This is a genomic window from Streptomyces sp. SID5785 (assembly GCF_009870065.1).
Classification (GTDB): Bacteria; Actinomycetota; Actinomycetes; order Streptomycetales; family Streptomycetaceae; genus Streptomyces.
Window position 1 is genome coordinate 1 of the sequence record NZ_WWIA01000451.1, and the last position, 1,414, is coordinate 1,414.

The window sequence follows — 1,414 nt, forward strand, 5'->3', positions numbered from 1 at the left end:
CTCGGCATCGGCGCCGATCTCGGCGCGTGGAGCGACGGGCAGCGCGCCGAGGCGGCGGAGTGGGTCGCCCGGTACAAGGACGTCCGCGACATCGTGCACCACGGCGAGACCCACCTGCTCAACTCCCCGGACGACCCGACCTGCGGCGTCCAGTCGATCGCGCCCGACGGCTCACGCGTCGTGGTCGGCGCCCTGCACACCGGCCGCCTCGACGGGGCCCCACTGGTGCCCGGCCGCCCGGACCGGCTGCGCCTGCGCGGCATCGACCCCGCCGCCCGCTACCGGGACGAGGCCGCCGGCACCGAGTACAGCGGCGCGTACCTGCGACACACGGGGCTCGGCTTCCCCTGGACCACGGACCACGACGCCGAGCTGGTCGTCCTGCGCCGCCTGTGAGCGAGGCGGCTCAGGGCGTCGTGGCCAGCACGGCCGCGAGGCCCGCGCGCAGATCCGCGACGAAGTCCCCGGGAACCTCGAGGGACGGGAAGTGGCCGCCCGCCGCGGGCGTCTGCCACCGGACGATGCGCCGGTACCGCTGCTCGGCCCAGGGGCGCGGGCACTTCTCGATGTCGCGGGGATACACGGTGACGGCGGCCGGCACGTCGACCCTCAGCTCCGGGTCGAGCGACAGGTGGCTCTCGTGGTAGATCCGTGCCGCCGAGGCTCCGCTCCGGGTCAGCCAGTACAGCGTGACGTCGTCCAGGATCCGGTCCCGCGAGATCGTCTCGAAGGGGCTGTCCCGGGTGTCGCTCCACTCCGCGAACTTGTCGAGGATCCAGGCGAGCAGCCCGACCGGTGAGTCGACGAGCGCGTAACCGATGGTCTGCGGCCGGGTCGCCTGCTGTTTCGCGTAGGCCGCCCGGCCGTCCCAGAAGTCCCGGGTCTCCTCGGCCCAGGCGCGCTCGGCGGGCGTCAGCCCGTCCAGCGGAAGTCCGGGCGGTGCCTGCGCCAACGTCGTGTGGATGCCCCGGACGTGCCGCGGGAAGCGGCCGCCAAGGACTGTCGTGACGACGCCTCCCCAGTCGCCGCCGTGGGCGAGGAACCGTTCGTGGCCCAGCCGTCCCATCAGCTCCACCCAGGCGGCCGCGATCCGCTCGATGCCCCACCCGGTGGCGGCCGGCTTGTCGCTGTGGCCGAAGCCGGGCAGGGACGGTGCCACGACGTGGAACGCCGGTGCGTCCGCGTCGTGCGGATCCGCCAGTTCCTCGATCAGGTCGACGAACTCGGCGACGCTGCCCGGCCAGCCGTGGGTCATGAGCAGCGGTACGGCGTCCGCGCGCGCGGAGCGCCGGTGCAGGAAGTGGATCCCCAGACCGTCGATCGTCGTGCGGTATTGGCCGATCCGGTCGAGCCGCGCCTCGAACGCCCGCCAGTCGTACGCGGTGCGCCAGTAGTGCACGACGTCGGCCAGGTC

At 73.7% G+C, this 1,414-nt stretch carries 2 protein-coding genes; one reads left to right on the forward strand and one right to left on the reverse strand.

Going from position 1 to position 1,414, the window contains the following annotated elements; translation table 11 throughout:
- Positions 1-396 (forward strand): GH36 C-terminal domain-containing protein (locus GTW43_RS15010; RefSeq protein ID WP_202501454.1); only part of this gene is annotated, 396 nt, incomplete at its 5' end.
- A 10-nt stretch (positions 397-406) separates the two neighbouring features.
- Here GTW43_RS15010 and GTW43_RS15015 read toward each other — a convergent pair.
- On the reverse strand, positions 407-1,414 hold a 1,008-nt coding region (locus GTW43_RS15015; protein WP_161302403.1), incomplete at its 5' end, for an epoxide hydrolase family protein.